The following is a 25,740-nucleotide window of genomic DNA, read 5'->3' on the forward strand; positions in this document are numbered from 1 at the left end:
CTCGTTCAAGGAAACGCCTGTCCGGGCCCGGCAGGGAGTTCCTCCCGAAGGGTGTACCGGCGGTACACCCTTCCGACTCAGCGTCCGCTCACCCGGCGTAGGTCTCGAACTCCGCGACCTGGGGTGTGCCGGCGGCGCCCGTGATCTCGAAGGTGATCTTGCTCAGGGTGGTCGTCGGTACGCGGATGAGGCCCGCGCCGGTTCCGGACGTGAGCACCGCGCCGGTGTCGGCGTTGAGAACCCTCCACGTGCCGATGCGGCCCGTCGCGCCGGACGCCTCCCGGATGTTGATCTGGGACACGGTGGTGGGGGAGCCCCACTTGATCGAGACGGAGCCCGTCGAGCCGGCCGGCGACCAGTAGGTGCTCATGTTGCCGTCCCGTACGTTGCCGTAGCTCGTGCCGTCGGCCTTGCTGGACCCGTCGGAACCGGCCCCGATGCTGAGGTTGGTCCCAGTGGGCTGGCTCGGGGTGGGCGTGGGGGTCGGGGTGGGTGTGGGCGTCGGGGTGGGGGTCGGGGTCGTCGGGGTCGGACTGGGCGTCTGCGGGGTGCAGTTGCCGTCCGAGACACGCAGGCCCTTGTTCGCGCCCGCCGTCTGGCTCACGATGCCCGGCACACAGGAGGCGGCGTCGAGGGTGTAGGCGTACGGGATGCTGACGGTCGTGTTGGACACGGGGTTCGGCCCGGCCGGGTTGTAGTCGCTGCTGCGGCTCGACCAGGTCACGTTGTCGAAGACGTTGCCGCCGACCTGCCAGTATCCGGCCGCGGTCGTGTAGAAGGTGCCCAGGACGTCCTTGGAGTCCTCGAAGTAGTTGTTGTCGACCTTGGCGCGTGCGCCCGCCCGGGAGTTGATGCCGGACTCGTTCAGGCTCACGTAGTGGTTGTTGTAGATGTGCGCGATGCCGCCGCGCAGCAGGGGCGTGCGGGAGTCGATGTTCTCGTACAGGTTGTGGTGGAACGTGACGTAGCCGTTGGACAGTTCGGTCTCGCTGGACCCGATGAGGCCGCCACGGCCGGAGTTGCGCAGGACGCTGTAGGACAGCGTCACGTACTGGGTGTTGTCCTTCATGTCGAACAGGCCGTCGAAGCCCTCCGACTCGCCGCCCGACGCCTCCAGGGTGACGTGGTCGACCCAGACGTTGCGGACGTCGCTCTCCATGCCGATGGCGTCACCGCCGTTGGAGGTAGGTGAGCCGGACTTCTTGACGTTCTTGACCGTCACGTTCTGGATGACGATGTTGCGCGACTCGCGGATGTGGATGCCCAGTTGATCGAACACGGCACCGCTGCCGACACCGACGATCGTGACGTTGCTGATCTGCTTGAGTTCGATGACGCCGTCGGCGGTGTTGCAACTGCTGCCGGACACCTTGCTGGTGTTGGCGTGGTTGATGGTCCCCTCCACCTGGATGGTGATCGGGGTGCTGCTGCTGGCGCGGCCGCACAGGGCCGCGTGGATCGCGGTTCCGGTGGTGGCACGGACCGTCTGGCCGCCCGCGCCGCCGGTGGTCCCGCCGTTCTGGGTCGCATAGCCGGTGGCGCCGCCGGTCGCCGCCGATGCCTCGGGCATCGACAGCACCGCGCCGGTCGCGGCCGCGACGGCCAGTGTGGCCAGCGCGGCGTGGAGTCGCACTGCGACGGGTCGCTTCATCTCGCCTCCTCGATTCATGGTTCACCGTGGAATGCCGGGTGCTGCTGTGCTGGTCGCCGCGCATGAGCGGGCCCCGCCGCGCCGGTGCGGACCGGTCGGGGCGGCCGGCTCAGATGGATCTGGCCGACTCTGGCGGCTCTGTTGCTCACGTGGTTCGGGTGGTGCGACGTGCACGTCGGGGGCTCAGCGGTGGGGAGCTCCCCGTATGTCCCGCGTACGTCCCGCGAAGGTCCTTCGAACGTCCCTCGAATGACCTTCGAAGCGACAGAAAGCGCTTTCGGTCTGGCGAGAATAGGGTGCCCTCTGTGGCGCTGGCAAGGCTCTGCGCACGATGTGCGGCCCCGCGGCTAGCATGGCCGGATCGGACCTGCTGGGGAGGGGGTGCACATGGCGGAGCCTGATCCCGCGGTGCCCGCGTGGGGCGCACGCGGCTGGTACGCCGTCAACGAAGTGACCGCTTTCCTGGTCGAGTTGGTGGCCCTGGCCCTCCTGGCGTGGTGGGGGTACCGCGTCGGCGGCGGTGGCGGCTTCGGCGTCCTGCTCGGCGCAGCGGTGACGGCCGCAGCCGTCCTCCTGTGGGGCGCGTTCGCCGCGCCGAGGGCCCGCTACCAGGTGCCGCTGTTGGGCGTGTTGGCGGTGAAGGCGCTCGTCCTGGGCGGCAGCGCGGCCGCGTTGTACGGGCTGGGGCATCCGGTCGTCGCGACGGGGTGGGCGGTGCTGGTGGTGGTCAACACGGGGGTGGCCGAGACGTTTCGGCGGCGGGGCTGAGCCTGTGGGAGTAGGGGCAGTGCGCCGCCGCCGGCCCGGTCTCATGCACGGCAAGGGTCCTTGGTGAAGCCCCGCCTGCCTGCGGCAACGGCTGAGGGTGCCGGGCCTGCCCGCGGAGTGCACACTGGGAACTGGACAGCCCGATCGACCGCCGCTCCTGGTGTCGGGGCCGATTCCGGACGCGGCCGACCTGGCATTCCCGAGTTCGTACGGGAGGCATCGTGGTCCTGCAGCAAGAAGAGGTTCCGATGCGTAACGGCTACGACATCGGAATCGGCGTCGCAATGGCCAGCGGCAGCCCGATGGCACTGGGAGCGGTCGGCGACGTCACGCCCCCGGAGGTCGGGAAGGGCGGTTCCGGCACGTTCGTCTTCCGGCGCGTCGAGACTACGCAGGATCTGGAGACCGAACTCGGCGTGGGAGTCGATGTCTCAGCCGGGATCGGGTTGTTCAGCGGATCTGCGTCGTTCGACTTCTCCAAGCGATGCCGGATCCAGGCGAGTTCACTCACGGTCATGGTGTCGGCCGCGGAGGAGTTCGCCTTCCAGCAGATGGACTCGCCCAGGCTCTCGGAAGACGCCGGAAAGAAGGTCGAGCAGAACAAGCCGCTCGGCGAGCAGTTCGGGGAGTATTTCGTACGCGGGATCACCACCGGGGGAAGGTTCGTCGGCATTGTGCGGATCGACACGAAGAGCGTGCAGTCCAAGATGACGCTCAACGCTGCCCTGGAGGGTTCCTACGGGGTGACGGTGTCGGGCGAGGTCAGGGCCAGTATCTCGGAGGCGATGAAAAACGCCGAGGCACGGGCCGAGGCGTTCATTCTCCATGACGGCGGTACCGTCTCCACTCATCCGCGGAGCGGGGATCCGGTCGAACTGATCAATCAGATGTACCAGGCGATGGACGAGTGGACAGGCAGTGTGCGCGCGGACCCGAAGCCGTTCACGGTGACGCTGGCCCCCTACGTCATCGCACTGGGGCCGACTCCGCCGAACGCGGCCGACATCGAGAAACAGCGCCGGGTGCTGATGCGCTGCGCCAAGCTGAGGTCGAGGGCCGTCGACATGCTCAACCTCGTGGAGTACATCCTCGACTTCCGGCACGCCGACGAGTTCGAGATCGTGCCGGGCGGGCCTGATCTGCCGACTCTCCAGGCCGCGTTGGCGGGCGATCTCGATGTCATAGAGGAGGCCGCGTCCTTTGCCATCGAGAATGTGAAGGAAGCGCGCGACCCCGAGGTGTTCATGCGGGACATCCGCGGCGTCCCGGACTTCCGGCTCACGTCGCTGCCGCCGGACATGCCGCAGCAGAAGGCCGTCGCCCTGCCGGCGATGCCGGCGGCAAACGCGATGCCCTCGCTCGTCGGTCAGCTCGCCGAGCCTGTCACCAGACTCCTCGCCTGCGTCAATCTGGAGAGTGTCGACCACTGTCTGGAATTCCTGAAGAGCAACGGCGTGTTGGACGCGATCGGTATCGATCCCCGGGCTCTCGGAGAGTTCTTCTTCGTGGTTCTTCGCAGCGGGGTCAAGCCTGAGATCCAAGGCGATCAAGGCCGCCCCGGCGCGAGAATCGTTTCGCAGTTCCCGGCCCCCGGCGTGCTCGTGGAGCCGCTGACCGTACTGAGGCTCGAGGTGGCCTGACCGGACGGAGTCCCTCTTCGGGATGGAGAGCGAGAGTCCACAGCAGCGCGGTTGCGTGGCGGCGTCATGAGCGGTCTGTGCCAGCCAACCGGAGGCAGCCCGCTTTTCGTGACAGGCGGGATCCTGGTGGCCGTCGTCGCACTCGTCCCGACCGGAACACCGGCTGCTCCGCCACCACTTCGGCGGCGACGATTTCCGTCGAGTGTCCTGGGCGGCCCATCGCGACATGCGAAGCCTTCGGCCAACGCCTGTATCCGGACGGGATCTGATCGTTGAGAGATGGGTTCGGTGCGCGTAGGGTGCGGGTCGCGCCATCTGCCCCAGCCGTGTTGCGGGTTCAGGTGGTGACGTACGAAGGAGGAGACCGACCGGTGGGCAGCAAAGCGATGAAGGCGCTTCTCGCCGGTCTGGGCAGGGACGCGGCGCAGGGGCTGGACAGACCTGCGGAGCCGCCCGCGGTGATGGAGGCGTTCTGCCGGGCCATGGGCAGCCGCCGGGGCCGGCCGATCCAGCTGGTGTTCCGGGCCTTCCCCGACGACGTGCCGGTGTCCGGTCTGCGCCTGGACTGCGGTGACAGGTCGATCATCGTGGTCGAGGAGCGTGCGGTGCCCGAGGCGCAACTCGTGATCCTCGGCCATGAACTGTGGCACGAGGAGCAGGGCGACTGCGGTCACCGGCACACCGGTCTGCCGACGGCCGCGCGGGCCCTGGCCTCCGACACGACCCCCGAGGCCGTGCACCTCGCCGCCGAGCGGATCCTCGCCGCCGAGGAGGTTCCGCGCGCGGCCCTGCTGGCGGTCGCCGCGCGGGCTGCCGCCGAGGACGACGACGAGGAGGCGGACGCCGAGACCTTCGGCCTCCTCTTCGGCCGTGAGGTCCGCACCTGGATCAAGGGCCCGTACGCGAGAGGCCCCGTGACCCCCTCCACCATCGAGGGCCGCATCAACCTGTCCCTCACCCACCGCGGCGGTCAGATCCTGGAGTGAGCCCCCGTCATGGCCGGGCGCCCTCCCACTCCTCGGCCCGCAGCGGCGCCGCCGCCAGCCGCGGCATCCGCGGGCCCAGGAGCATCGGACGGAGCATGTCGGCCGAGAACAGTCGGCTGGGCGGCTCGCTGAGGCTCATGACGTCCAGCAGGGCGCCGAGGGCACGCGGGTTCCCGGCGGCGGTCTCCACACAGCGGTCCACATAGCGGGCGAGAAGCCGTTCCGCGACGGTCGGCGGGGTGTCACTGGCGCCCGGGTAGAAGATGTCCTGCCCGACGGCCAGATCCCAGGCCGCCCCGACCGGCCGGGCGGCCGCGCGCTGCAGACGCCGGGCCGTGCCGGGCGCGGCGATGTCACGGTCGCGCAGGGTGTCACGTACGGCGAGAGCGCACTGCGCGGCGACGCTCAGCCCATGCCCGTAGACGGGGTTGTAGCCGGCGACGGCGTCCCCGAGGACCACGAAGCCGTCCGGCCAGGCGGGCATCTTCTCGTAGTAGCGGCGCTGGTTGGCGGTGCTGCGGCTGGTGACGACGTCGCCGAGCGGTTCCGCGTCGCGCAGCAGGGTGCCGATGACGGGGTCGTCGAGCCCGAGGGCGAATTCCACGAACTCCTGGGCGTCGTCGGACGGTTCACCGCCCCGGCTGCCGGACAGGGTGACGATCCACCGGCCGTGCTCGATCGGCACGATGATGCCGGCCCTGCCCGGCGCCTTGGCCGGGTTGGCCTGCACGTTGACCAGCGGGAAGGCGGTGGCCGCCGTACCGCCGGGTGCCTTGTACAGACGCGTGGCGTAGCGGACACCGGCGTTGACCTCCCGCTCGGCGACCTGCGGCAGGCCGAGCCGGCGCAGCCACAGGGGGGCGCGGGAGCCGCGGCCGGAGGCGTCCACGACCAGGTCGGCCCGCAGGGTCTCGTCCCGGTCGCCGGTCCGCACGCGCAGGCCCGTGACGACCGTGGCCGAACCCGCCAGGCCGACCGCGGCGGTGTCCTCCCGCAGGGAGATGCGCGGGTCGGCGAGGACGCGGGCGGTGAGGACGTGGTCCAACAGGGGCCGGGAGCACACCAGGTTGTGGTGGCGGGTCGTCGTGAAGCGCCTGAACCAGACCTCGTTGGGGGCGCGGCTGACCATGTCGCCCATGATGTGCGCCAGTCGCGCGCCCCGCGCCACGGCCTCGTCGACGACTCCGGGGAGCAGTTCGTCGAAGGCGGCGCCTCCGCCGCTCCACAGCAGATGCGCGTGCAGGGCCTGGGGTACGCCACGGCGGGGCTCCGGGCCCTGGGGGAGGCGGTCCCGTTCGACGAGGGTGACGTCGGCGAACTCGGCGAGAGCGGCGGCCGCGAACAGGCCGGCGGCGCCTGCGCCCACCACTACGGCCGTGGGCCGGCGGCGTATCGGGAGGGGCGCGGATCTGTCAGGCATGAGAAGTGAGACTTTCTGTGGTCGTCCGCCGGCGGACGCTCTCGACGAGGCGGGGCCGGTACAGGGCTCGGGCGATCGCGGTGAGATGGTCGGTGACCTCACGGCCGATGTGCGCGGGCCGGCCGTCCGAGGCCCGGGGTGTGCCGGCCGCGCACGCGCTCAGGGCGGCGCGCAGGGCGATGGCCCCGGCGACGCCGCGCGCGGTCGTCTCCCGGTGCTCGGCGGCGGCCACGTCGTACGCCCGCCGGTACAGGGCGTGGTCGAAGTACGGCGCGAGCCGGAGCAGCCCGTCGTGGATCTGCTGCTGACGTCTGACCAGCCGCAGGTCCAGGGGCGCGAAGCGGCTGACGCGGGCCTTCGGGGCCGAGGGCGCCACTCGCCGGATGAGCTGCTCCAGCGGCCGCAGCACCCAGTAGGTGGCCTGCTCCCGCGGCCACGTCCGCAGGAACGGTGCGAGCACGGGAAGGATGAAGCCGGTCGCGACCAGGGTGGCGCCCAGGATCGCGAAGGGCGGGGCGACCTCGGTGCTCAGCACGTCCCAGTCGCGGCCCGTCCAACGGGCGCCCACCGCCAGGAGCTTGCTGATGTCGTAACCCAGCCCGAAGGCGTACCCCGCCTGGAGGAACACCAGGCCCACCTTCAGCCGGCGCGCCCGGACCTTGCCGATCCATGTCCAGATCATCCAGGCGGACACCAGCGTGGAGACCAGGTAGCCCAGCAGGTACAGCACGATGTGCTCGCGCATCCAGGGCGTGTCGGCGTAGTACGTGTCCAGGTCGTACACCCGCTCCACGGGCACGTCGGCCATCAGGAACGTCGCCCACAGCGCGACGACCACGCCGAGGTAGCTCGCCCAGACCAGCCGGATGCGGCGGCGCCGCCGCGCGGTCGGCTCCTCCCGCCAGGTGATGATCATGGTGAGGCAGGCGGCGCAGAAGAGCGTGAGCAGCGAGTACGACCAGGGCGCCGCGAAGTTGGGCACACCGGTCAGCGTGTTGAGCCGGTGGATGCTGGACGGCGCCACGCTCACGAACACGGCCGACGCGAACAGCAGGACCAGCCAGGTCGCGCGGGCGTTGGGATCCTTCCAGGACCGCACGATCGTCGGCGACTTGAGACCGAGACCGGCCACCAGCAGCGCGGTCGGCAGGGCGTACGGCGGGCACAGATCACCGAGCCGCATCACCGGACACGCCCGCCTCGCGGCGATCGGCCGGATGTCACCGCTGCCTCGGCCCGTCGGGCTCCCCTGGCCGCCACGGCTCGCACCGGCATCGCTCCTGGACATGATCGGCTGACATTGCGCCTCGCACCCTACGCGCCCGCTCTGCCTGCCCTCAACGGGCGTTTTCCGCCGCGGCGTTCACCGCCCGCGCGCCGTCGCGCCGCGCTGCCACCGGTCCCAGTGCAGGACCTGTTCGCGCGGGATCCGCCGGGCCGGCTTGAAGTCGGTGCCGATGGTGTAGGCGAGCGGGAGGAACGCGGCCAGCATGATGTCGTCGTACGGCACGTCGAGCACCTCGGCCAGTTCCCGCTCCAGCGGCGCCTGGGCGCTGGTCCACACCGTCCCCAGGCCGCGTGCCCGGGCGGCCAGCATGAAACTCCACACGGCCGGCAGGATCGATCCCCAGGTCCCCGCCTGAACGGCCACCGAGGCGTGGTCGGTACGGCCCTCCACACCGGGGATGACGAACGCCGGCACCCGGTGGATGTTCGCGGCCAGGTACCGCAGGCCGTCGAAGACCCGCTCGGTGGAGCCCGGGTGGTAGTTCATGCGCCAGGCGTCCCGCTCGGTCAGGGGCTGGCCCGGGGCCTGGGCGAGGGCGCGCAGGTAGATGTCGGCCACGGCCCGCCGCTGGGCGGCCTCGGTCACGACGACGAAGTGCCAGCGCTGCCGGTTGCGCCCGGTCGGCGCCTGTACGGCGAGATCCACGCACTCCTCGATCAGGGACCGCGGCACCGGGCGGTCCAGATCGAGGCGCTTGCGCACCGCGCGCGTGGTGGACAGGAGCTGGTCGGGGGTCAGATCCAGGGTCATGGCCGTCCTCGGTAGGGGTGGGTGCTTCCGTCTGGATGCAGATCATCTGTCGACAGATGATTGGTGAGCATACAAATGCGATGGGTGGCTGGCAAACAATCTGTGCACAGATGGTTCTTGCTAGGGTGAAGACCGCAGCAAGCGCAGAGGAGGTGGGCCGCATGGCGCCCAGGACCGCGGACCGTGAGGCCGTCTACTTTCCGAGGCTCGCCGCGGAGCGGCTGGACATCGCCCTGTGCCGCGCCTCGGCCGCCGTCGCCCGCACCGCGGAGGCCCGGGCCGACGAGACCGGGATCGGGGTCGGACAGCATCTGGTGCTCAAGATGCTCGCCGAGGTCGGCCCCTGTTCGCAGCGCGTCCTGAGCGACGAACTGCGCATCGACCGCAGCGTCATGGTGGGCATCTGCGACAGCCTGGAGCGCGCGGGACATGTGCGACGCGAGCGTGACGCGGGCGACCGGCGCGCCTACGCCGTCACCCTCACCGACTCCGGCCGCGGGCTGCTCGACCGGGCCGAGCAGGGCGTCCCCGCCTTCCTCGACGACACCTTCCGGCAGCTCACCCCGGCCGAGCGCGAGCAGCTCTCGACGCTGCTCGGCAAGCTGCTGACGACCAGCCGCTGACGGCACCCCGAGCGCGTCGTCCCGCCCACCCCAAGTCCCGCCCACCCCCAAGTCCCGCCCACCCCAGCGCGTCGTCCCCGCGCGGCCGAGGCACGGAAGGCACCGGCACATGGACCAGCACCCGCTCTCCGACGGCTCCCTGGACGCGGCCGCGCAGGCCTTCCAGCGGCAGCGGCCCCGGCTGTTCGGGATCGCCTACCGCATCCTCGGCAGCGTGTCGGAGGCCGAGGACGTCGTCCAGGACGTCTGGGTGCGCTGGCAGGGCGCCGAGCGCAGCGCGGTGCTGGACCAGGGGGCGTTCCTGGCGCGGATCACCGCCCGGCTGGCCATCAACGTGGCCCGGTCGGCGCGGGTACGCCGTGAGGCCTATGTCGGCCCCTGGCTGCCGGAGCCGGTGGACACCAGCGTCGATCCGCAGATCGGCGCGGAGCGCGGCGAGGCCGTCGAACTGGCCGTACTGCTGGTTCTGCAGAAGCTGAACCCCGTCGAGCGGGCGGCCTATGTGCTGCGGGAGGCCTTCGACTACGCCTACGACGAGATCGCGGGCATGCTGGAGCTGACCCAGGCCAACACCCGGCAGATCGTCAGCAGGGCCCGCAGACGCCTGACCGCCGAGCGCCGCGAACCCGTCGACAGCGCCCAGCACCGCCGGCTGCTCGACGCGTTCGTCGCCGCCGCGCAGCACGGCGATGTCGCCGCCCTCGAACATGTCCTGTCGGCGGACGTCGTCGCCTACGCGGACGGCAACGGCATGCGCGGCGTGGCACGGCTGGAGGTCGTGGGTGCCGAACGCGTCGCGAGGATCAGCGCGTTCGCGAGGAAGTTCTTCCCCGGCGCCGAGTACCGCGTTGCCGAGGCCAACGGCCGGCCCAGTCTGCTGCTCGTCCAGGACGGCGTCACCGTCGCCCTGGTGAGCATCATCGCCGGGCCGGCCGGGATCGACGCGCTCCACTGGATCCTCGCGCCCGCCAAACTCAGGGCGTACGAGCGGTCGACGCGCAGGATCAGTGCTGCTTGAGCCACTCCTCGTAACGGGTGGGCATGACCTGGACCGAGCCGTCGCCGACGAGCACCCCGTCGGGCATCGCCGCGAACAGGCCGGCCGTCTCGTCGGTGACGACCGAGCGGCCGTCGGGGCGGGCCGCCAGGGTGATCTCCCCGAGCCGGTCGAGCCGGTGCACCTCGGGACCGGCGATGTCCCGCACGCCGTACGACGGCTCACCGGCCGCCGCCTCGGCGACCGCGGCGGCCACCTCGGCGGAGGCGATCGGCCGCAGCCGCGTCGAGGGCAGCCGCACCTCGCTGCCCTCGGTGGACATGTCCATCACCGGGCCGACGAACTCGAAGAACTGCGTGGCCCGCACGATGCTGTACGGGGTCCCGCCGCCGCGCACGGCCTCCTCCTGGGCGACCTTGGCCCGGTAGTAGCCGTAGTCGGGCACCTGGTCGACTCCGACGATCGAGAGCACGACGTGGTGGCGGACCCCTGCCTCCCGCTCGGCCTCGGCGAGGTTGCGCCCCGCGCGGGTGAAGAAGTCCAGCGCCGCGTCGGTCTCGAAGGACGGGGAGTTCGACACGTCCACGACCACGTCCGCGCCCTTGACCGCCTCGGGCAGGCCCTCACCGGTGAGGGTGTCGACACCCGTGGAGGGGGCGGCCGGCACGGCCTCGTGTCCGCGGGCGCGCAGCAGCGTGACCACCTGTGAGCCGATGAGCCCCGTACCGCCGACAACCACGATCTTCATCACTGTCTCCGTTCACCGATCCGGCTTCCGACGGGCCCGGCGACAGCCGCCGGACCCGGTGCGCGGGCCGCGCGTTCAGCGGGCCGCACATCAGAAGGACAGGGCGGCACCCGGATCTGTGACAGCCTCCTGCTCGGACGCCGCCGTCGGAGTGGCCCGGTCCGAGCACCACCGCCGGCCGAGGCGGCGCTTTTCGATCAGCCCCGGGCGGGAACCCGGTCGCTGTCCGGACCCGCCCCACACAGGTCAGGAGGCCGACGTGACCGATTCCCAGCACGCGCAGCAGAACCCGGCGACGCAGCATCCGCAGCCCGACTTCCCGGCGCAGGACCAGCCGCATCCCGGGTGGACGGGCCCCATGGACCCGCCGCCGGACCATGGCGAGGAGACCTATCGCGGGTCCGGCCGGCTGGAGGGCCGGGCGACCCTGATCACCGGCGGCGACTCCGGGATCGGGCGCGCTGTCGCGCTCGCCTTCGCCCGCGAGGGCGCCGACGTGCTGTTCACCCACCTGGAGGAAGAGCAGGACGAGGCGCGCGAGACGTCCAGGCTGGTCGAGGACGCCGGTCGCAAGGCGGTCGCCGTGGCGTGCGACATCCGCGAGGAGGACAACTGCCGGGCGCTGATCGACCGGGCGGTCGCGGAGTTCGGGCGCGTCGACGTCCTGGTGAACAACGCGGCGTACCAGATGTCCCAGCCGGACGGCATCGAGGCGATCACGACCGAGCAGTTCGACCGGGTGATGCGCACCAACCTCTACGGCATGTTCTGGCTGACGAAGTTCGCCCTGCCGCACATCCCCGAGGGCGGCAGCGTCATCAACACCACCTCCGTGCAGGCGTACCAGCCGAGCCCCCATCTGCTGGACTACGCGACGACCAAGGGCGCGATCGTCACCTTCACCCAGGGGCTGGCCCAGATGCTGGTCGACCGCGGCATCCGCGCCAACGCGGTCGCGCCGGGTCCGGTGTGGACGCCCCTGATCCCGGCGACGCTGCCCGACACGGCCGAGTTCGGCAAGCAGAGCCCGCTGGGCCGCCCGGCACAGCCCGCCGAGCTGGCTCCCGCGTACGTGTTCCTCGCCTCCCAGGAGGCCGGCTTCATCACCGGCGAGATCATGAACATCACCGGCGGCACCCCACTGCCGTAGCCGCGGTCAGTCCCGCCGGGCGCACAGATACGGGCGGGCGAGGAGCAGGCCCGTCGCCGTCAGGGCGATGCCGGCGTACACCGGTGCCAGGTGGACGAGGTCGGTGTAGTGGATCACTCCGTGCACCACGACCGCCGGCAGGAAGCCCGCGGCCGCCGCCACGGCCAGGGTCCAGAACACCCAGGCCTCACCCCGGCGCCAGCCCCACGCGCTGAGCAGGGTGATCGCGACGGCGGCGGACATCAGGGCGCCGCCGAAGCCCGCCCGGTCGTGCGCGACGAAGGGCACGAGCCGGGAGTTCACTGCCTCCAGCGTCCCCGGGTCGGTGCCGAGGAAGGTCAGGTCGGTCGGCACGAAGACGCCGGTCAGCCCGACCACCGAGATCACCGCCCCGCCGACGAACAGGCCCGCTCCCGTGACGATCAGCAGCAGCTGGCCGACCAGCGCCCGCCGCCGCTCCGGCTCGGGCCCCTCCGGTGCGAGGCGCCAGCGCGGTGTGTGCGGGGCGCGGCGGACCCCGGCCACGAACATCGGGAAGAGCACCAGCGCGGTGGCCGTGTGCAGCGGCTCCACGAAGCCGGTGACCAGGAAGTAGAAGAGGGTCGGGAAGCCGATCGCCCCCGACAGCAGATACACCTCGCGGGCCCAGCCCCAGCCGCGTCGGATGCCGCCCACGGCCAGGCCCGTGTAGAGGGCCCCGATCGCCACCATGGTGCCGGCCATGGTGATGCGGTCGTGCTGGAGGAAGTGCACGAGGTGGTGGTTGGCGGCGTGCAGCTCGTGCAGCGTCATACCGAGGTAGTCGCGGTCGTACCAGAGCAGCACCGGCCCCAGCGTGATCAGCGCGGCGCCGAGCCCCGCGCCGGTCATGCCGAGCCCGACCAGCAGCGCCCACCACCAGGCGGGCCAGCGCCGCGGATCACGGCCGACGTCCCGCAGCACCGGCGCGGCCGCGGTGGGCGTGGCAGCCTCGACGACCCGCGCGAACCAGCCGGGACCCGCCTCGACGAGCACCGCGGGCCGGGCGAGCACCACGGCGTCCGGCTCCTCCAGCACGGCCGCCGCGGCGCCGACGTCCGGGCCGTCGACCCGGACCAGCCGCGGATCGTCGTCCCCGGTGAACCCGTCGACATACGGCTTCAGCGCGACCTGCGCCGCCGCGTCGCACGCACCGACGACCAGCGGCAGCGACCTACCCGCCGCTGCTTCTCGTACGGTGTCCACGTCGGCCGCGGTGACCGGCGCCACCTCGACCACACCGGCCCCCAGCGGGGGCATCGCGCGCACCACGTCATGGGCGAGCGAGGGCGGGACGGATATGCCGAGGCGGACCCGCACGGGCACGCCCGCCACCTCGCCGGCGAGCCGCTCGGGCGGATGGCGGTGGCCGAACCCGCGGGCGATCAGCCGGGCACCGGCGGGCCGGGAGCCGATCGTGGCCAGCAGCCGCAGTGCGGTGAGCTGGGCACGGCGTTCGCCGAGCAGAGCGGAGGCGGCGCCGCGCAGGGGGTGGTACGTCCAGTCCGGCATCAGTGGATCTCGTTCTTCGTCTCGGTCACGGGTGCACCCGGCGGCGTCCAGCCCAGCACCGGCGTCATGGAGCGCAGCGTCGCCCCCACCGGCGTCAGCCGCGCGGCCGTGTTGCGCAGCACCACCGCAGGGGGCCACGCCAGCTGCCCGACGGCACCGAGCCGGGCGGAGCGGCGCGCCACCGCCTGCGCCCTGGGCCGGCGCAGCACGTCGTACGACCGGAGCGCGGCGGCCACGTCGTCGGTGCCGTCAACGCAGTGCGCGAGGGTGACCGCGTCCTCCAGCGCCTGACACGCGCCCTGGCCCAGATTCGGGGTCATGGCATGCGCCGCGTCGCCCAGCAGCGCGACCCGGCCCCGCGCGAAGGACGACAGCGGCGGCAGCTCGTACAGGTCGTGCCGGAGCACCGCCGCGGCGGGTACGGCGGCCAGCAGGGCGGGGATCGGGTCGGGCCAGTCGCCGAAGCGGCGCAGCAGCTCGGCGTACTCGGCCTCGGGCGAGCCCAGGGCGCCGCCGGCCGGCAGCGACGCGGTCGCGAAGCAGTACATCCGCCGGCCCGGCAGCACCGTGTACCCGAACCGCTCCCCGCGGCCCCAGGTCGCCGCGCCCTCGGCGGGCGGTGCGGCGAGGGGTTCGGTGACCATGCGCCAGGCCGGGTATCCGGCGTACCGGGGAGCGGCCGCCTCCGGCCACAGGGCGCCGCGGACCGCGCTGCGCAGCCCGTCGGCGCCGATCACCAGGTCCGGCCGGGACTCGCCGCCGCCGTGCTCGACGACCGGGCCGGGCTCCTCGTCACGGACCGCGCGCACCTCGCAGCCCGGCCGCAGACTGTCCGCGGGCAGCGCATCGGTGAGCACCCGCAGCAGCTCGGCGCGGTGCAGCACCAGCAGGGGATGCCCGAAGCGGCGCGTCAGCTCGGCGTTGTCCGTGCGCGACAGCCAGCGGCCCCGCCGGTCGCGCACCCCGCCCGCGGCCTCCACCGCGCCCACGTCCCGTACGGCGCCGGCCAGGCCGAGCGCGTCGAGCGCGGCCAGCGCGTTGGGCCACAGGGAGATACCGGCGCCGATCTCGGTGAACCGCGGGGCGCGCTCCAGCACCTCGACCCGCCAGCCGCTTCGGTGCAGGGCGATGGCCGCCGCGAGACCGCCGATCCCGCCGCCGACGATGGTCGCGAAGGGCTTCGGCATGGGTCCTCGCTGAGGTTCTCGGTGCAGCCGCCCGGACCGAGCGGCGCCTCATCGCAACATGTCGGCACGTCTGTGTCAACGCTGACCTGGGCAAAGAGCGGACGGCAGCCGGAAGTCGCCGCCGATTCCCTGGAGTTCACGGAACCTGCTAGAACCTCTTTCTAGAATGATGTTCAGCAAGTGACCGACACGGGGGTGTGTGCAGTGTTCCGCCGAAGAGGACGGGCCCGTCAGCCTTGGTACGACCCGCCGCGGCGGCAGTCGCCGGTGCCGGGCAATCCGTACGCCCAACAGGGCGGCGCCCAGCCGCCGTTGCCCGCGGTCCCCGCGACCGGCCGCTTTCCGCGCCGCCGGGCCCTGGCCGGGATCGCCGCCGGGCTCCTGCTCGTCTCCACGGCGGTCTACGCCGTCGTCCGCGACCGCGACGACCGAGGCGCCGGGCGACCTCAACGCGGGACGCGGGGCGGGGGAGGCCGTGGCGTGGCTGGCTCCGGTCGGCGCCGACCTGCCGGGCAAGGGGGCGAAGACCTTCGACCTGTGGACCATGGGCGACACTGTGGTGCAGGCCGCCCACGACGAGGTCACCGCCTACCGCATCTCCGACGGCGAGGAGGTGTGGAACGTCCGCCTGCCCGCCGACGTCTGCGACACCCCCGTCAACCCCGCCGCGGACGGCACGGTCGTGGTCGCGTACACCGACGGCAGCGTCCGGCGGCCGAAATGCGAACACCTCCAGGCGATCGACCTCAGAACCGGTGCCCGGGGCTGGCACCGGCGGCTCGTCGCGCACAGCATTCTCGACAGCACCGACACCGTGCACCTCGCCATCACCGGCGGCACCGTCCTTGTCGGCCGCTACATGACCGCCGACGCCTACCGCGTCACCGACGGCCGGCGGCTGTTCCACACCGGGGAGGAGAACCCGGGCGGCTGCCACCCGCACGACGTCGCCGGCGGCCACCGACTGCTCCAGGTGGACTGGTGCGCCCTCGGCTCCGACCGGCCCTACCACCAGGTCAAGGAACTCGACCCGCGCACCGGCAAGGTCCGCTGGCGGCACCGCGTCGCGGGCGGCTGGACCGTGGAGGGCGTCTACTCGGTCGACCCGGTCGTCCTCGCCGTGAGCCACCCCGACGACATCACCCGCTGGACCGCCCTCACTCTGCGCCCCGACGGCACCCTGCGCTCGCGCGCCGCCTTCGGCCGCCACACGTTCGACCAGTGCGCGGGCGGAGTGAGCGCCGAGACCTTCGGCGGGATCCAGAACTGCACCGGCGCCGCCGTCGGCGGCAACACCCTCTATCTCGCGAGCAGGTCCGAGAGCGTCACCACGCACAACGAGGTCGTCGCCTTCGATCTCGGCACCGGGAGGGTCCGATGGGCGGCCCACGCCGATGAGAGGCATCAGGTGCGTCCGGTGACGACCGACCGGACCGGCGTGATCGTCTACGTGTCTCCCACCGCCGAGTACCCGGACGACCCCGGCGAGCCCGGCCGGACCCTGCGGTTCGACCGGAAGAGCGGCAGGTCCACGGTGCTGCTGAAGCACACCACCTCGGCGCGCGGCGTCGAGCACACGCTCGACAGCTACTCCATGGGGCGCACCCTCTACCACCGGGGCCGCTTCCTCCTCGCTCCCCACCAGCTCCAGGGCGCGGACGACGCCGACCCCCAGGGCCGGATCCTCGCGTACGGCGCATCGGCGAAGGAGGCGCGATGACCACGCAGCCACCGCACCTCGGCGGAGCCCCGCAGGAGCCACCCGGCTTCGGGCCTCCCGCGCCCCCGGCCGCCACAGCCGGGCCCGGCTTCGGCCCGCCGACACCCATGGCCCCGCCCGGCTTCGGCCCGCCGCCCCGGATGCCGCGCCGGGGCCTGCGCGCCCTGGTCGTCGTCGCGGCCGTGGCGGTGACCGCGCTGCTGGCCGGCCTCGGCGTCCGGTACGGCACCGGGTCCGACCCCGACCCGCGCGCCGCGCCCTCGCCCACCAGGTCCGCCGCGGCCCGGCCCGCAGAGAAGGCGCCCGCCGACCCGACGGCCGACTTCACCACGGTGATCGAGGCCCCGAGGTTCCCCGCAGGCAAGCTGTGGAGCTTCCGCGGCTCCTGGCTCACGGACACGACGTTCGCCAAAGTCACCGGCCACCGGGTCCAGGCCTGGAAGGCGGGCACCGACGACAGCACCTGGACGCTCCCCCTGTCCGGCCTGTCCTGCGGCGGCTCGACCGAGGTCGGCCCCGGCCAGGTCGCCGTGGTCGTCCACGAGGACGGCCGGCGCGGGAGCGGGGACGAGCACCGGCCCTGCACCCAGGTCACCGCCTTCGACCTGGACACGGGCGACCGCCTGTGGACCCGGACGGTCACCGGCACCACGGGGGACCTCCCCATCGCGTTCGAACGGCCCGTCATCAGCGGCGACACCGTGGCCGTGGCCGGCATCTACGGCGGCGCGGCCTTCGACCTGCGGACCGGGGCGCTCACATGGCGGCCCGACGCCTCCCGCTGCGTGGACGAGAACTACGCGGGCGGCCCCCGCCTGGTCGCGGTCGTCGCCTGTTCCGGCACCGACGACGAGGTGACGTACCAGGTCCAGCAGATCGACCCCGGCACGGGCGCCGTCCGCTGGCGCTACCGCCTCCCGCGCGGCACCCAGCGCCCCCGCGTGCTGTCGACCCAGCCGGTCGTCCTCGCCGTGGTCTCGGGCGACATCGTCTCCTCCACCGGCCAGGACATCTTCTCCCTCGACGCACAGGGCCGGCTGCGCACCCGGTTCCGGCTCGAGGACGACGTCCACACACTGGACTGCTCCGACGACTCCGGCTGCACGGGAGCCGCCGTCGGCAACGACCGGCTCTACGTCGGGACCGAGCACGACTCCGCCGACCAGGTGATCGCCTACTCCCTGGCCACGGGCCGGACCACCGGACAACGCGTCGACGCCGAGGGGGCCGCCCTGAACCTGCTGCGCATGGACGGCCCCAACGTCCTCGCCTTCCAGATCGGCCTCCACGGGCCCCGCGTGGTCTCCCTCGACGGCCGTACCCTGCGCCCGACCACCCTGTTGCAGGCGTCCGACGCCGAAGGGATGCCCGGCGACAGGGGCGAGGTGCGCTACGCCCACGGCCGCCTCTACATCAGCGCCGTACTCCTGTACGGCCCGTCCGGGACCGCCGGCGACCAGTCGCTGACCTGGGGGTGCGCCACCGACGGGTGAACGGCGCCGGCGGCACGCCCCCTAGTCCACGCTGAGGACGATCTTGCCGGTGGTGCGGTCCGTCTCGCCCAGGGCGTGCGCCTTGGCGGCCTCGGCGAGCGGGAAGACGGCCTCGAGACCACCGACCTGGCGGTGGACGAGATCGCCGGCCGGGTCGGCTTCGCCGGTGGCACCTCGCTGCGCGAGCATCTGCACGCCGCGATCGGGGTCTCGCCGCTCGCGTACCGGCGCACTTTCCGCGGGGCCGTCGCGGCGGGCGACGCAGAGGAGGCGACGCGAGTTCCCCTGCCGGACCGTCAGGCCTCCATCGCCTCGCGGGAGATCCGCTCGAACTGAGCCCCCATGGCCTCGGACAGCGCGTTGGCCGCCGACAGCGGGCGGACCATCACGGTGAGGTCGTCGATCTTCCCCTCCTCGTCGAAGTGGAGGAAGTCGCAGCCGTGGATCTGCTTGCCGTTCACGGTGGCCGTGAACACCAGGGCGTGGTTGCGGCCGTCCGGGTCGGCGATCTCACGGACGTAGGCGAAGTCCTCGAAGACGCGCATGACGCCGCGCAGGATCGCCGCGGTGATCGCCTTGCCCGGGTACGGCTTGAAGGCCACCGGGCTGGTGAAGACGACGTTCTCGGCGAGCAGCGCCTCGATGGCGACGGCGTCGCGGGCCTCCACGGCCTTGCGGAACGAGTGCATGTGCCCTCCGAAAGATGTATTCAAAAAATTGAGTAGGTGACTCGGAGAATACGTCGAGGCGGCCCGCACCACCAGACCCCTGGAACCAGCGGGCCGTTGCGAAGGCCGACGTGGGCCGCGTGACAAGATGTTCCGGTTGTTCCCGCGAGAAAGGCGCGCACCATGTCCAGGGTCGAACTGACCACCAACTTCGGCCGTATCGTCCTCGAGCTCGCCGATGCCGAGGCGCCGAAGACCGTCGAGAACTTCCTGACGTACGTCCGTAACGGGCACTACGACGGAACGATCTTTCACCGGGTGATCGACGGCTTCATGGTCCAGGGAGGTGGCTTCACCGCGGAGATGGCGCAGAAGCCGACCCTGGCCCCGATCCAGAACGAGGCCGACAACGGCCTGAAGAACAACGCCTACACCGTGGCGATGGCCCGCACCGGAGACCCGCACTCCGCGACGGCCCAGTTCTTCATCAACGTCTCCGACAACGACTTCCTGAACCACTCGTCGAAGGACATGCGTGGCTGGGGCTACACCGTCTTCGGCAAGGTGACCGAGGGCCAGGAGGTCGTCGACCAGATCAAGGCCGTCCGCACGGCCACCTCCCGCGGCCACCAGGACGTGCCCACGCAGCCCGTGGTCATCGAGTCCGCCAAGGTGCTCGACTGACGCACCGGGCTGTTCCCGAAGCCGTACCGGCGTGACATCGTGACTCCCGCCCGACCGGTCTGTACCTGTCGTCGCGGGAGAGCCGATGCGCGCAACCACCGTCCCACCGGGAACCCCCTGCCGGACGCCCCCGCCCGGGGACGTGCCCCTGCACCGTCTGGAAGTGGCAGGGCCCGGGGCCGCGCCCTTCGCCGCGGGGTCGTTCGAGGCGGTGGGGCCGCTGTCCCGGGCGGAGCATCCGCACCGGCACACGTTCTACGAGATCGTCCACGTCACCGGCGGCTCGGGCACCCATGTCGTCGATCTGGCCCGTCTGCCGGTCCGGCCGCCGCACCTGGCGGTGATCCGGCCCGGCCAGGTGCACCACTGGGAGGGCGGCCGCCGACTCGACGGCACGCTCGTCCTGTTCACCGACGACTTCCTGATCGACCACCCGGACGACCGCGAGGTGCTGCGCAGGCTCGGCGAGCGCTGCTGGTTCGCGCCGGACGCCGAGGAGGACGAGCGCCTGCGGCGGCTCATGGCCGAGCTGGTGGGGGAGTTCCGGCAGCGGGCCGAAGGCCACGAGAGCGTCCTGCGCGCCCTGCTGCATGTGCTCGTTGTACGCCTGGCCCGGCTGCCGGGCCGCCCCGGCACCCTCCCACCGCCGCCCGGCGGACGTCCGGCGGCCCTGGCCGAGGCCTTCACCCGGCTGATCGCCGCACCTGACGCGGCCGGCTGGACCGTGGGCGAGTGCGCCGACCGGCTCGGCGTCACCCCCGGCTATCTCACCCAGGCCGTCCGCGCCGCCACCGGCCGCAGCCCCGGCCGGCTGCTCATCGAGGCCCGTGTGTACCTCGCCCAACAGCTCCTCGCCCACACACAGTTGACGGTACGGCAGGTCGCCGCCCGCACCGGCTTCGCCGACCCCGCCTACTTCGGCCGCTTCTTCCGCCGGGAGACCGGAATCAGCCCCGGCGCCTTCCGAAAACACCACAGCCGCCACGATCCGTCCCTCGAAGCCACGCGCCCGCCCGCCTAGGTTCGTTGCCGATCCGATGCCCCCCACGAGGAGCAGGTATGGACAACGAGACGAACGAGACGGTCCCCCCGAACCCGCCGCGGCTCATACCCCGCAAGACCGTGCTGCGCGCGGCCCTCGCCACCACCGCGGCGCTGCCCGTCGCGCTGCTCGGCGCCCCGGCCCTGGCCCGCGCGCTGGCCTCGACCGGCACCGCACCGGCGCTCACCCCGCCCTGCGACGACGGTGACGACCCGACTCCGCCGCAGACCGAGGGCCCCTACTTCAAGCCCCGCTCGCCCCAGCGCGCCAGCCTGCTGGAACCGGGCCTGCCCGGCACCCGCCTGACGGTGACCGGCTATGTCTTCGGCCTGGCCTGCCGCCCCATCTCCGGAGTCCTGCTGGACTTCTGGCAGGCCGACGACAACGGCGCCTACGACAACACCGGGTTCCGGCTGCGCGGCCACCAGTACACCGACGCGCGCGGCGCCTTCGCGCTCACCACGATCGTGCCCGGCCTCTATCCCGGCCGCACCCGACACCTCCACGTCAAGGTCCAGGCCCCGAACCGGCCCGTCCTCACCACGCAGCTGTACTTCCCGAACGAGCCCCGCAACGCCACCGACACGATCTTCGACCCACGCCTGCTGATGACCGTCCGCGACGCCGACGGCGGCCGTCAGGCGTCCTTCGACTTCGTCCTCGACGTCCCCCAGACCCCCGGCCCCACCCCCACCGACACCCCGCCCCCGGGCGGCACCTGGACCGCCGGAGCCGCCTACCGCGCGGGCGACCGGGTCACCTACGCGGCCCGCGCCTACCTGTGTCTCCAGGCACACACCGCCCAGCCCGGCTGGGAGCCCCCGAACGTCCCGGCGCTGTGGCAGGCCGCCTGAGGGGCAACGGGCCCTGCACGACGGCCCGTTCGCGGGCCGGTGCGGCCTCACGGCGGCAGCAGCGGCCCCAGTGGGCCCAGGTCGAGGTTGAGGTCCTCCAGGCGGAGGCCGTAGCGGTCGCAGAGTTCGGTCATGCGGTCGTGGAGGATCATCAGGGTGAGGCCGAGGCGCTCCTCCTGGTCCTCGGTGAGGCTGCCCTCGTCGACCCGGCGCAGGGCCTGTCGCTCCATCAGCTGGCGCAGGAGTTCCACCACGGTCAGGACGAGCCTGATCAGGTCCTGCTCCACGGTGTCCGGGTCGGTCCGCAGGCGATGGGCCGCGTCTCGGCCCGGGGGCGGGACGTCCTCCGGGCGGGCCGGGAGCAGGGCGAAGGCGCGGGCCGCGGCCTCGGTCACTTCCCTCAGCCGGTCCGGGGCGGAGTCATCCGGGGAGTTCACGCCGGTCACCGTGTCCTGGGCCCGATGCGGGCGGGAAGGGCGTCCACGGCTCCTCGGCCTGCTCCCGGACGGCCACCACGAGTGCCCGCAGCGACACCCGGACCAGGTCGATGTCGGCGACCGACAGGACGAGGTCGCCGGTGAGCACGACCCCTCCGCTCAGCAGCCGGTCGAGCAGGTCGATCAGCGCCACCTGCGCCCCGGCCAACGGCCGGTCGTCGTCGTAGTCGCGGTAGTCGCTCATCGCTCTCCCGCCCCCTCCTGCGGGCCCGTGAAGGAGTACGGCGCCCAGGGCCCCGTGACCTCCACGCGTACGCCCGGCAGACCGTCGGCGGCCCGGAGCATCCGCTCGCGGAACTCCTCGGCCAGCGCGCGCGGCACGAGATAGGCGTCGTTGGCGATGTTCTCCCCGGGCTCACTGGCCAGGACACCCTGCTGCGGACGGTGCCGTACGCGCTGCGCGGCCAGATCGCGGGCCAGCTCCGCCGTGCGTCGTACGGTCCGCTCGGCGGCCCGCCGGGTGTCGTCCCGCGCCTGGCGTTCCCGCCTGCGGCGGCGCAGATACGCGCGGCCGGTGTCCGGTGCGCCGGTGTCGCCGTCCGGGACCGCGGCCGGTGCCCCGGAGGGCACCTCGGCGTACACCTTCACCCCCCACTCCACGTGGTCCGCGAGTTCGTCCAGGAGCGCCAGGAGCGGCTCCTCGCGCTCGCGCAGCATCTCCGCGACGCGCGGTTCGTCCAGGTAGACGGTGGCCAGCCGCAGCGGAAGGACCGTCGTCCGAGCGGCCAGTGTCTCGATGACGAAGTGGTGCGCCCGGGCCGTCGTCTCCAGCCACGCGAGGTCCTCCAGACGCACCCTCAGCGCGGCCTCCGAGAACTCCTCCTCCGGCACCGGGCTCACCGCCGCCGCCAGCGGGCCCGCCCGGACCAGGCCGACCGGCGCCCCCGCCACCCCGCGCACCTCGGCCGGCGACGCCGGGTCCGGGGCGTCGGGCGCGCGCAGGACGGCGTAGGCGTAGGTCAGCGTCCGGTTCATGGCTCGTCGTCCCGGTCCTCGTCGCCCTCCGCCGCCTTCCGTCGGGGGCGCCGCGGCTTCGCACGGGGCTCGTGCTCCGGCTCCCGCGAGCGACTGCGGCCGGTCGACTCGCGCGGGGGCAGTTCAGCCGGGGAGCGCGCGGCACGCTCACGCAGTTCCCTCACCTCCGCGCGCAGCCGGTCGTTCTCCTCCTGGAGGCCGGGGTGGCTGTCGGCGCGGGAGGACAGCGCGGGGTCGTGCTCCCACCAGTCGATGCCCATCTCCTTGGCCTTGTCGACCGACGCCACCAGCAGCCGGATCTTGACGGTGAGCAGTTCGATGTCCAGCAGGTTGATCTTGATGTCGCCGACGATGACGATGCCCTTGTCGAGCACGCGCTCGAGGATGTCGGCGAGATTGGCGCCGGAGGACTGCTGGCCGTACGGCGACAGCGGCTGCATCGGCGTACGACCGGCGGGGCGGGGCTCAGTCACGGCGGACCCTGTCTGTCGTCGTAGCGGTCGTCGCGTTCCAGGTCGTCGTCCTCGTCCTCGTCCTCCTCCCAGTCGTCGTCCCGCGAGGATCCGACCTCGGGCTCCTCCCGGTCGTCCTCGTCGTGGTGTCCGTAGCGTCCGTAGTCCGCGTCGTCCTCGTACGCGTCCTCGGCGTCCTCGTTCTCGTCGTCGTCCACCTGCTGGCCGCGCTCGTCGCGGTCCTTCTCGTCGGCCTCGTCGGCCTCGTCGTTCTCGTCCTGCTGCTCGTGCTCCTCGTGGCCCTGCATCATCACGAAGGTGCGGTAGCGCTTGAGGTCGCGGCGGGCGCGGCGGCCCTGGACGCGCAGCAGGCTCTCGGCCCGCTCGACCGGTCCCTTGGGGAAGTACCGCAGGACGAGCAGCACCTTGGTGAGGTTCTCGCCGAGCGGATGGAAGGTGACGACGCCCTTGGCGGTGGCGTGGTCCATCTCGGACGTCCACGCGATCCGCTCGTCGCGGACCTCCTCCGTGATGCTGCCCTCCCCGCGCTGGATGCCCTTCGCGAACTGGTCGGACTCCTGGAACTGCCGCCACTCGTCGTACGCGTCGGGCACGGGGACGCCCACGTCGATGTCCTCGATGACGGTCATGCCCTTGCCCATGTCCTCGCCCGGCGCGGGACGCCTGGCGGTGACGCCCTTGGCCCTGTCCAGCACGGCGTCCTTGGCGTGGGCGGCGGTGTCCTTGGCCTGCGCCGCCTTCGACGTCACGGCTCCGCCGGACGGCAGGTGACCGCGCAGCGCCCGGCCGCGCTCGGCCACGTTGTCGGCCAGCGCGCGGGGCCCGAGGCGCGTCTCGCTCAGCCGGCGCGCGCCGCTGCCCAGCCGGTGGCCCACGCCCTCCAGCGCCATCTGGATCCGGGCCTCGACGTATCTCTCCAGCTCTTCCCGCAGCCGGTCGGTGGCCGCCTGCGGCACCTTGCGCTCAGCCATCGTCCGACCGCCTCGACCGTGCGGACGTGCCGCTGCGAGAGCGGCTCGGAGCGGCGGTCTTCTTCGTCGTCTTCGTGCCCTTGGGGCCGGAGCGCGCCGTCGTGCTCCGGCTGCCGGCGGACTTGCCGCTCTTCTTCTTCTCCGGCTTGTCCCGGGCCTCCGAGTCCTCCGTGTCCTCCTCGGCCTCGTCGGTCTCCTCACCCTCGTCGGTCTGGTCCACGTCGGCCTCGTCGACGTCGGTCTCGTCCACCTCCGCCTCCTCGGCGTCGCTCTCCGCGTCGGACGCCGCGCGCGACTTCTGGCGCAGCCCGCTGGTGCGGGCCTGCAGAGCGTCGGCCAGGCTGTCGGCCTTCGCCGTCAGAACCGAGGAAGCCGCGGCCTTGCCCGCGCCGGTCAGCTCGGAGCGCACTTGCTTGCTGATGTCCTTCAGGAACGGCGACTCCTGGAGCGTCTTGCCGATCTGGTCGGGCCTGATCCGCGATCCGGCCAGCATCGCGCCGAGGCCCACGGCGAGCTTGGCCTTCTTCGAGCGGCCCAGTAGATAGCCGCCCAGGAGGGCCGTACCGATCTTGGCCTTGTCCATGGCCTGTCCTCTTTCGGCTTCCGGCTTTCTCAGCTTTTCCTACGGGCCCCCGCGCTGCAGTTGGTACGCCCGGATCTCCTCCATCCGCTGAAGGAGCGCCTCCTCGCGCCGGGCGAACTCCTCGTCGTCGATGTCCCCCTCCGACCGGGCCTGCTCCAGCTGCACGAGCTGTTCCTGCACGGGGCCCGGGTCGTAGTACTCGTCCTCGGCGGTACGGACCACCTTGTCGAGGACCCAGGCGATGCCCCGTACCGGTGCGGCCGGCAGCGTCAGAATCCCGGTGATCAGTCCCATGTCCTCTCCTCCGCCAGGCGTCGGCCCCGGCTCACACGAAGCTGTACGGCGCCAGCGGGCCGCGCAGCCGCAGCTCCGCCCTGTCGCCGTAGCGCTCGGCGAGCTCCTCGCCGGCCCGCGCGAACTCGTCGTAGCGCTCCTCGTCCACCAGGAAGGAGGAGTTCACGAAGTACTGACCGGACGGAGGCGTCGCCTGCTCGGCCAGCGCGAGCGGCCGCACCGCGGCGAGGATCTCCTCGGCCAGCGCCTGCTCACGGCGCTGCACGGCCTCGGCCAGCAGCTGCCCGAGGGCCAGCCGGTCCTCGTAGCTGCCGCCGCCCTCCCGGGTGCGCTCGTTGAGCTGACGGGCCTGCTCGTTCTCCTCCAGCTCGGCCCGGACCAGCGCGTCCTCCTGCACCACGCCCTTGACGTTGAACTCGCCGCGCCCGGTGAGCTCGTCGAGCCGCTGTGCCATCTGCGGCCCCTGCTCCTCCATCACGGCGCGTACGGCGTCCTCGTCCTGGGCGACGAAGCCGAAGCTGAGCGGCAGCACCGGGCCGTCGGCCCACAGCCGCTGTCCGACCTCGTGGTGCGCCTCCAGGTCGTGCCGGGAGACGGACAGATCCTCGGGGGTCTCGCTGATGACGGCCCGCAGCGAATCGCCCGGCACGACGCGGATCTCGGCGGGTGGATCACCCACTCCGGTGACGTCGTCCAGGCGCAGCGGATGCGACGCCTTGGTGATCGCGTACACGTACACGGACATCGG

The 25,740-nt window shown here is 72.3% G+C and carries 27 protein-coding genes and 2 pseudogenes; 12 read left to right on the forward strand and 17 right to left on the reverse strand.

Translation table 11 applies throughout. From position 1 onward, the window contains the following. Positions 1-88 precede the first annotated feature (88 nt). Positions 89-1,651 carry a pectate lyase family protein gene (locus RKD23_RS35870; RefSeq protein WP_424857519.1) on the reverse strand — a complete coding sequence of 521 codons (1,563 nt, stop codon included), beginning with the start codon at positions 1,649-1,651 and terminating at the stop codon, positions 89-91. A 387-nt stretch (positions 1,652-2,038) separates the two neighbouring features. Here RKD23_RS35870 and RKD23_RS35875 point away from each other — a divergent pair, with 387 nt between their 5' ends. The 3 genes from RKD23_RS35875 (at position 2,039) to RKD23_RS35885 (ending at position 5,045) form a co-directional block, all read left to right on the forward strand. After that, a complete protein-coding gene (locus RKD23_RS35875) occupies positions 2,039-2,419 on the forward strand; it encodes a YrdB family protein (protein ID WP_424857520.1) in 381 nt (126 codons plus the stop codon). Positions 2,420-2,640: 221 nt separating this feature from the next. Then, positions 2,641-4,059: a hypothetical protein gene (locus tag RKD23_RS35880; RefSeq protein WP_424857521.1), complete on the forward strand. Its 1,419-nt coding sequence runs from the start codon at positions 2,641-2,643 to the stop codon at positions 4,057-4,059. Positions 4,060-4,430: 371 nt separating this feature from the next. Continuing rightward, the gene (locus RKD23_RS35885; protein ID WP_424857522.1) at positions 4,431-5,045 is read left to right on the forward strand and encodes a toxin; all 615 of its coding nucleotides are present in this window, start codon (positions 4,431-4,433) and stop codon (positions 5,043-5,045) included. Positions 5,046-5,052: 7 nt separating this feature from the next. Here the strand turns inward: RKD23_RS35885 and RKD23_RS35890 are convergent, their stop codons facing one another. The 3 genes from RKD23_RS35890 to RKD23_RS35900 all read right to left on the reverse strand — a co-directional run bounded on the left by RKD23_RS35890 (position 5,053) and on the right by RKD23_RS35900 (position 8,503). Further along, positions 5,053-6,465, reverse strand: a complete 1,413-nt coding sequence (locus tag RKD23_RS35890; protein ID WP_424857523.1) for an FAD-dependent oxidoreductase — start codon at positions 6,463-6,465, stop codon at positions 5,053-5,055. After that, positions 6,458-7,753, reverse strand: coding sequence for an MAB_1171c family putative transporter (locus tag RKD23_RS35895; RefSeq protein WP_424857524.1), 1,296 nt, complete (start codon positions 7,751-7,753; stop codon positions 6,458-6,460). The genes RKD23_RS35890 and RKD23_RS35895 overlap by 8 nt, the downstream gene beginning before the upstream one ends. 75 nt (positions 7,754-7,828) lie before the next feature. After that, positions 7,829-8,503: a nitroreductase family protein gene (locus RKD23_RS35900; protein ID WP_424857525.1), complete on the reverse strand. Its 675-nt coding sequence runs from the start codon at positions 8,501-8,503 to the stop codon at positions 7,829-7,831. Between the two features lie 161 nt (positions 8,504-8,664). Here RKD23_RS35900 and RKD23_RS35905 point away from each other — a divergent pair, with 161 nt between their 5' ends. After that, entirely contained in the window at positions 8,665-9,126 is a 462-nt protein-coding gene (locus RKD23_RS35905) for a MarR family winged helix-turn-helix transcriptional regulator (RefSeq protein WP_424857526.1), read from the forward strand. A 109-nt stretch (positions 9,127-9,235) separates the two neighbouring features. Next, positions 9,236-10,144, forward strand: a complete 909-nt coding sequence (locus RKD23_RS35910; protein WP_424857527.1) for a sigma-70 family RNA polymerase sigma factor — start codon at positions 9,236-9,238, stop codon at positions 10,142-10,144. On the opposite strand, the gene RKD23_RS35915 is transcribed toward RKD23_RS35910, so the two are convergent. Next, positions 10,131-10,871, reverse strand: coding sequence for an SDR family oxidoreductase (locus tag RKD23_RS35915; RefSeq protein WP_424857528.1), 741 nt, complete (start codon positions 10,869-10,871; stop codon positions 10,131-10,133). The two genes, RKD23_RS35910 and RKD23_RS35915, sit on opposite strands and share 14 nt — an antisense overlap. Before the next feature lie 259 nt (positions 10,872-11,130). Between RKD23_RS35915 and RKD23_RS35920 the strand changes: the two genes are divergently transcribed. Further along, the gene (locus RKD23_RS35920; RefSeq protein WP_424857529.1) at positions 11,131-12,021 is read left to right on the forward strand and encodes an SDR family oxidoreductase; all 891 of its coding nucleotides are present in this window, start codon (positions 11,131-11,133) and stop codon (positions 12,019-12,021) included. A gap of 6 nt (positions 12,022-12,027) precedes the next feature. On the opposite strand, the gene RKD23_RS35925 is transcribed toward RKD23_RS35920, so the two are convergent. Both RKD23_RS35925 and RKD23_RS35930 read right to left on the reverse strand, forming a co-directional pair. Beyond that, positions 12,028-13,551 (reverse strand): hypothetical protein, encoded by a 1,524-nt coding sequence (locus RKD23_RS35925; protein ID WP_424857530.1) that lies wholly within the window; start codon positions 13,549-13,551, stop codon positions 12,028-12,030. Continuing rightward, a complete protein-coding gene (locus RKD23_RS35930) occupies positions 13,551-14,738 on the reverse strand; it encodes an FAD-dependent monooxygenase (protein WP_424857531.1) in 1,188 nt (395 codons plus the stop codon). The genes RKD23_RS35925 and RKD23_RS35930 overlap by 1 nt, the downstream gene beginning before the upstream one ends. 475 nt (positions 14,739-15,213) lie before the next feature. On the opposite strand from RKD23_RS35930, the gene RKD23_RS35935 reads away from it, so the two are divergent. Together RKD23_RS35935 and RKD23_RS35940 are read left to right on the forward strand one after the other, a co-directional pair. After that, on the forward strand, positions 15,214-16,458 hold the full coding sequence (locus RKD23_RS35935) for a PQQ-binding-like beta-propeller repeat protein (RefSeq protein ID WP_424857532.1): 1,245 nt from the start codon (positions 15,214-15,216) through the stop codon (positions 16,456-16,458). After that, positions 16,455-17,951 carry a PQQ-binding-like beta-propeller repeat protein gene (locus tag RKD23_RS35940; protein ID WP_424857533.1) on the forward strand — a complete coding sequence of 499 codons (1,497 nt, stop codon included), beginning with the start codon at positions 16,455-16,457 and terminating at the stop codon, positions 17,949-17,951. The genes RKD23_RS35935 and RKD23_RS35940 overlap by 4 nt, the downstream gene beginning before the upstream one ends. A 21-nt stretch (positions 17,952-17,972) precedes the next feature. Here the strand turns inward: RKD23_RS35940 and RKD23_RS35945 are convergent. After that, positions 17,973-18,068: pseudogene (locus tag RKD23_RS35945) on the reverse strand (zinc-binding dehydrogenase); the annotation flags it as partial. Between RKD23_RS35945 and RKD23_RS35950 the strand changes: the two are divergent. After that, positions 18,063-18,287 (forward strand): annotated as a pseudogene (locus tag RKD23_RS35950) (hypothetical protein); the annotation flags it as partial. The pseudogenes RKD23_RS35945 and RKD23_RS35950 overlap by 6 nt on opposite strands. Here RKD23_RS35950 and RKD23_RS35955 read toward each other — a convergent pair. Further along, entirely contained in the window at positions 18,248-18,640 is a 393-nt protein-coding gene (locus tag RKD23_RS35955; protein WP_404045724.1) for a nuclear transport factor 2 family protein, read from the reverse strand. The pseudogene RKD23_RS35950 and the gene RKD23_RS35955 overlap by 40 nt on opposite strands. Before the next feature lie 162 nt (positions 18,641-18,802). Here RKD23_RS35955 and RKD23_RS35960 point away from each other — a divergent pair, with 162 nt between their 5' ends. From RKD23_RS35960 to RKD23_RS35970, 3 genes are all read left to right on the forward strand, one after another. After that, the gene (locus RKD23_RS35960; RefSeq protein WP_424857534.1) at positions 18,803-19,303 is read left to right on the forward strand and encodes a peptidylprolyl isomerase; all 501 of its coding nucleotides are present in this window, start codon (positions 18,803-18,805) and stop codon (positions 19,301-19,303) included. An 85-nt stretch (positions 19,304-19,388) separates the two neighbouring features. Then, positions 19,389-20,324, forward strand: coding sequence for a helix-turn-helix domain-containing protein (locus RKD23_RS35965; protein WP_424857535.1), 936 nt, complete (start codon positions 19,389-19,391; stop codon positions 20,322-20,324). A 38-nt stretch (positions 20,325-20,362) separates the two neighbouring features. Beyond that, positions 20,363-21,199, forward strand: a complete 837-nt coding sequence (locus RKD23_RS35970; RefSeq protein ID WP_424857536.1) for a carbohydrate-binding protein — start codon at positions 20,363-20,365, stop codon at positions 21,197-21,199. Between the two features lie 47 nt (positions 21,200-21,246). On the opposite strand, the gene RKD23_RS35975 is transcribed toward RKD23_RS35970, so the two are convergent. From RKD23_RS35975 to RKD23_RS36010, 8 genes are read right to left on the reverse strand one after another with little or no spacing between them, the layout of a single operon-like run. After that, positions 21,247-21,636: a gas vesicle protein K gene (locus RKD23_RS35975; RefSeq protein ID WP_424857537.1), complete on the reverse strand. Its 390-nt coding sequence runs from the start codon at positions 21,634-21,636 to the stop codon at positions 21,247-21,249. After that, positions 21,620-21,880: a gas vesicle protein gene (locus RKD23_RS35980; RefSeq protein WP_424857538.1), complete on the reverse strand. Its 261-nt coding sequence runs from the start codon at positions 21,878-21,880 to the stop codon at positions 21,620-21,622. Before RKD23_RS35980 ends, RKD23_RS35975 begins: the two co-directional genes overlap by 17 nt. Beyond that, entirely contained in the window at positions 21,877-22,671 is a 795-nt protein-coding gene (locus RKD23_RS35985) for a GvpL/GvpF family gas vesicle protein (protein WP_424857539.1), read from the reverse strand. Before RKD23_RS35985 ends, RKD23_RS35980 begins: the two co-directional genes overlap by 4 nt. Then, positions 22,668-23,144, reverse strand: coding sequence for a gas vesicle protein GvpJ (gene gvpJ, locus RKD23_RS35990; protein WP_424857540.1), 477 nt, complete (start codon positions 23,142-23,144; stop codon positions 22,668-22,670). Before gvpJ ends, RKD23_RS35985 begins: the two co-directional genes overlap by 4 nt. Then, on the reverse strand, positions 23,141-24,115 hold the full coding sequence (locus tag RKD23_RS35995; protein WP_424857541.1) for an SRPBCC family protein: 975 nt from the start codon (positions 24,113-24,115) through the stop codon (positions 23,141-23,143). The genes gvpJ and RKD23_RS35995 overlap by 4 nt, the downstream gene beginning before the upstream one ends. Continuing rightward, the gene (locus tag RKD23_RS36000) at positions 24,108-24,698 is read right to left on the reverse strand and encodes an ABC transporter substrate-binding protein (RefSeq protein WP_424857542.1); all 591 of its coding nucleotides are present in this window, start codon (positions 24,696-24,698) and stop codon (positions 24,108-24,110) included. The genes RKD23_RS35995 and RKD23_RS36000 overlap by 8 nt, the downstream gene beginning before the upstream one ends. A gap of 39 nt (positions 24,699-24,737) precedes the next feature. Beyond that, positions 24,738-24,992: a gas vesicle protein GvpG gene (locus RKD23_RS36005; protein ID WP_424857543.1), complete on the reverse strand. Its 255-nt coding sequence runs from the start codon at positions 24,990-24,992 to the stop codon at positions 24,738-24,740. 31 nt (positions 24,993-25,023) lie between these two features. Continuing rightward, positions 25,024-25,737: a GvpL/GvpF family gas vesicle protein gene (locus tag RKD23_RS36010; protein WP_424857544.1), complete on the reverse strand. Its 714-nt coding sequence runs from the start codon at positions 25,735-25,737 to the stop codon at positions 25,024-25,026. Between the last annotated feature and the right edge of the window lie 3 nt (positions 25,738-25,740).

This window comes from Streptomyces sp. SAI-170, assembly GCF_049739565.1.
Taxonomy (GTDB): domain Bacteria; phylum Actinomycetota; class Actinomycetes; order Streptomycetales; family Streptomycetaceae; genus Streptomyces.